The 3,724-nt window shown below is 44.7% G+C and carries 8 protein-coding genes; all 8 read left to right on the top strand.

What is annotated here, in order from left to right:
- A partial coding sequence (locus AB5170_RS17785) for a helix-turn-helix domain-containing protein (protein WP_368365123.1) occupies positions 1–123 on the top strand: 123 nt, incomplete at its 5' end.
- 111 nt (positions 124–234) lie between these two features.
- The gene (locus AB5170_RS17780) at positions 235–393 is read left to right on the top strand and encodes a hypothetical protein (protein ID WP_154108127.1); all 159 of its coding nucleotides are present in this window, start codon (positions 235–237) and stop codon (positions 391–393) included.
- 9 nt (positions 394–402) lie between these two features.
- Positions 403–744 (top strand): type II toxin-antitoxin system RelE/ParE family toxin, encoded by a 342-nt coding sequence (locus AB5170_RS17775; RefSeq protein ID WP_055056593.1) that lies wholly within the window; start codon positions 403–405, stop codon positions 742–744.
- A 219-nt stretch (positions 745–963) separates the two neighbouring features.
- The gene (locus tag AB5170_RS17770; RefSeq protein WP_368361646.1) at positions 964–1,920 is read left to right on the top strand and encodes a hypothetical protein; all 957 of its coding nucleotides are present in this window, start codon (positions 964–966) and stop codon (positions 1,918–1,920) included.
- A 75-nt stretch (positions 1,921–1,995) separates the two neighbouring features.
- Positions 1,996–2,244 (top strand): hypothetical protein, encoded by a 249-nt coding sequence (locus AB5170_RS17765; protein WP_055056595.1) that lies wholly within the window; start codon positions 1,996–1,998, stop codon positions 2,242–2,244.
- The gene (locus tag AB5170_RS17760; protein WP_055056596.1) at positions 2,225–2,515 is read left to right on the top strand and encodes a hypothetical protein; all 291 of its coding nucleotides are present in this window, start codon (positions 2,225–2,227) and stop codon (positions 2,513–2,515) included. The genes AB5170_RS17765 and AB5170_RS17760 overlap by 20 nt, the downstream gene beginning before the upstream one ends.
- A 186-nt stretch (positions 2,516–2,701) precedes the next feature.
- On the top strand, positions 2,702–3,109 hold the full coding sequence (locus AB5170_RS17755; RefSeq protein ID WP_070102271.1) for a hypothetical protein: 408 nt from the start codon (positions 2,702–2,704) through the stop codon (positions 3,107–3,109).
- Between the two features lie 283 nt (positions 3,110–3,392).
- A partial coding sequence (locus AB5170_RS17750) for a MobA/MobL family protein (protein WP_368365122.1) occupies positions 3,393–3,724 on the top strand: 332 nt, incomplete at its 3' end.

The following is a 3,724-nucleotide window of genomic DNA, read 5'->3' as shown; positions in this document are numbered from 1 at the left end:
AACATTGTGATGAGCCATATCAGCCATATTCGGGAAAAAATAGAGGATGATCCGAGTCATCCGGTCTATATTCAGACTGTGTGGGGAGTTGGTTATAAGTTTAATGAAAAAATGTGTGAATAATTAAATCAGATCCAGTGTTGTGTGACTGTCAAAAAATGATAGATATTTCTGATGGTTCGTGGTATGATAAAGACAGAAACATGAGTGCTATTTTAAGAAAGGGTGATGGTTATGGCATTGGCACAGGCAACGAAATCCCGTGAAACAACTTATACGATCAACGATGCAATGGATGTCCTTCTGTCAAAGCTGGATGAAGCCATTGACGATATGGAAAATGGCAGAGTGCAGACAGTGGAAGAAGCATGGGCAGAAATTGATGCAGTATAAGGGGTACGGATGGAAAACAAAAAATACAAAGTTGTCATTGCCCAGAGCGGCAAGCTGGATGTGAAAGAAAAAAAGAAATATATCCTTCAGCAATTTAAGTACCGGGAATATGCAGAAAACTTTTCCAAAAAGATTAAAAAAGCGGTTCTTGCACTTGATACACTTCCGACCGGGTATAATACAACAGGCTTCCGGTATCGTGGTTATGATATTTACATGAAACCGTGTGAATCCTATCTGCTGTTTTATACTGTGGATGAAGCAGTGAAAACAGTTACAGTTCTGCGTGTCATGCAGGATGGAATGGACTGGCAGTATATCATCAATCGGTGGCTGCGGGAAAACGCATAGGATATACAAAAAGATTATAGTGACAGGCAGTATTCAAACAGATTGGGTACCGCCTGTTTTTATGTCCGCTGAAAACAGATGGACAGCAGAAGAAAAATATTAGAAAATAACGGACAGATTGTGAAATTTAAAAGAGAAAAAACTTTTTCAAAAATATTCAAAAATATTGGAACATTTTAATGGGACTTCTGCCATGTATCAGTAGGGGGGTGATTTTGGATGAAAGATGTAAAAGAACAGAAGCAGAATGACAATGGAGAAATCATTGAAATGAAGCAGGGACAGGTGATAAAAATTCCAAAGAACAGCGGCAAAGCATGGCTGACATTATTTTATAGTCTGCCGCAGGAGTTTGTCAGCAAACGTCCTGTTTATCTGAACTTCCCACGCTGCCCTTATGAGGTGCTGCGGACGGATAAATATGACAGTATGATAAACAATGATACATTTCTGGAACTGGTATGGGATTGTGTGGCATGGAGCGCATGGCAGTATTTTGAAGTTCCATATCAAAAAGGCGGCTACCGGGAGATACCCGGCAGTGCGGCGCAGTATTCCGGGGACTTTCCGTTGTGGCGGCTCTCTTACTCTATGCTTCCGCTCCTGCGTGACAAATTTGAGGTCAGCGGATTTTCTTTCCAGCAGCTTTACAACGTGCCGGAGGGAACGGAACTTCCGTGGCTTACTTATCAGCAGTTTGGCAACCTGATCGGTACCCTCGTGCCGGAAATTATACAGGAACAGAACTGGCAGCCTATGATCGATGAAATCTGGAACAACCGAACCATTGAGGACTTCGATAAAAGGGGAAGTCAGGTAAAACTGGACTTCATGCGTTCGTGGGAACACAGACGTTCCAGGAAAAAGGCGGTATCCATAGAGCAGCTTGCAGAGGATGCAGAAGAAAATAGCATAGACTTTGATATTCCGGATACAAGGAGTGCGTTTGAAAATTCGGTGTTGTCAGAGCTTCAGATTGCGGAGTTTGCTGCAGGGCTTTCCGAACGTGATAAAAAGATTCTGGAAATGAAAATGAAGGGGCATAGGTTACAGGAGATTGCGGAAGCTGTAGGCTATAAGACACACGGTGCGGTGCTGAAAAGAATCCGCCATATTGCAGACTGTTATGAGGATTTTATCTCGGAAGAATATCAAAAATATCTGGAAACATTCTAATCCATCCATCCCATCGGCGGCTATCCTTACGATAGCTGCTTTCTTTTACCCATTTCCGGACAGGGGGTGATTTTTGTGGGGAAAGAATTATTTGAAACGCTGCCGGACGTGCTGGATGCAAAACTGCTGGCATCGGCCCTTTCTATTTCAAAGGCAGGAGCGTATCAGCTATTAAACCGTCCGGATTTTCCAACCTTGCAGGTGGGAGGGCGGAAACTTGTCACAAAGCAGAAGCTGGCTTTGTGGATGGAACAGCATACAAATAAAGCAAAACAGGCGGGAGCCGGAAAGGAGAAAAAAGCAGATGAAACTGACAAAGTATGAGCAGGAAACGATTATCAATTTTAATAATGATGAACAGGAAGCCAGTATTTATACAGCCAGCCCGCAGATGATGCGAAAACTGGATGCACTGGCTGCAGCTTATCCGGAGCATTACCAGGTGGTAGAGCAGACCGAAGTGAGTAAAACCTATTCCTGTGAAAAACACCTCATCAATCTTCGGAAACCGAGAAAGGTAAACGAGGAGCACAGCCAATGGGCAAGGCAGAGGATGCAGGAAATGAACCGCCATAAAAATGCGGGAAATTTATGAAAGAACCGCACACAGAGGTGACAGCTCTGTGTCAGGAAGAAAGCTGTCCGTGAAAATACGGAAATTAAGAAAAATAGAAAACCAAATGGCAGGAGAGCGGCTATGGACATGGAAAAGGTTCAGGCTGTTTTTTTATGCCATAAAATAAAAAATCAAACAGAAAAATGAGAAAAGGAGTATAAACACATGATAAAAAACAGGAATGAAACCAGTGCTGCAATGGATAAGGCACTGAAAAATCTGGAACAGGCAAAGGCAAGATATGAGGCAGAGCGCAAAAAGGAGAATGAGAAACGCAGGAAAGCACAGAATCATCATAAATATCTGATGGGCGGCATTGTTGCAAAGTATTTCCCGGAATGTTATCAGTATGAAGAAAAAGAACTGAATGTGATCTTGTCAGCGGCTCTTGCTTCGGCAGAGTGCAGGCAGGCGGTGGAAAACGTAAAAAGGATGGAGAAAAATGCGGATGAGATGGAAGATGAAAAAGACAGAAACGGCGGTCACGCCGATGAAACGAAGACAAAAGAAAACAGCGGCGGATACGCCAATTCAAAAGATTTTGCGGGTGGCAGTTTTTCGCAGGGAGTGTAAGCAGTATCTCCGGGAGTATGGGTTCACCCCAGTTATGGGGTGCGCACAGATAGACCACACTCCGTATGGTCTTGTGCGCTCTCCGAGGGCACCTGCGGTGGGCGTTGCCTGCCTTGCACCAGTCAAGAGGGGAAATAACCTTTCCCCTCCGTCCGCTGCGCTTCCTACCCCCTTGTATCCTTTGCATCTGCCCGTAACCCGGAAAACACACCCGGCTTTCGTCCATCTGCAAAGGCTTTTCTTGCTGCCCTCTATTTTACGGTAAGGGAGGAACTTTGTGAGTATGCGCACGAAATATGCCAGCACAAGGTTCAGCATTGTAAAGCGGAGCAAAGGGCAGTCGGCGGTAGATGCAGCTTCTTACATCAGCAGGAGTGTTCTTGTCAGCGAGTATGACGGGAAAACGTATCGCCCGAAATACCATGAAGATTTGGTGCATTGTGAAATCAATCTCCCGGAATATGCACCGGAGGAATGGCTGGACAGGGCAGTGCTGTGGAACTCTGTGGAGCTGAATGAGAAACAGAAAAATGCCCAGCTTTGCCGGACACTGAAAGCAGCACTTCCAAATGACTGGAGCTATGAGCTGGCAGAAGAAACGGTGCGGGATTATGT

The sequence above is a fragment of the Ruminococcus sp. RTP21484sp1_RTP21281st1_A8_RTP21281_210402 genome (assembly GCF_040914025.1).
Taxonomy (GTDB): Bacteria; Bacillota; Clostridia; order Lachnospirales; family Lachnospiraceae; genus Blautia_A; species Blautia_A faecis.
The sequence above is the reverse complement of the archived record's forward strand: the minus strand, read 5'-3'. Positions and strand labels throughout refer to the sequence as shown.

Coding starts and splice junctions, on each gene's coding strand:
- AB5170_RS17780 (WP_154108127.1), top strand. CDS start 235: ATGGCATTGGCACAGGCAACGAAATCCCGTGAAACAACTTATACGATC.
- AB5170_RS17775 (WP_055056593.1), top strand. CDS start 403: ATGGAAAACAAAAAATACAAAGTTGTCATTGCCCAGAGCGGCAAGCTG.
- AB5170_RS17770 (WP_368361646.1), top strand. CDS start 964: ATGAAAGATGTAAAAGAACAGAAGCAGAATGACAATGGAGAAATCATT.
- AB5170_RS17760 (WP_055056596.1), top strand. CDS start 2,225: ATGAAACTGACAAAGTATGAGCAGGAAACGATTATCAATTTTAATAAT.
- AB5170_RS17755 (WP_070102271.1), top strand. CDS start 2,702: ATGATAAAAAACAGGAATGAAACCAGTGCTGCAATGGATAAGGCACTG.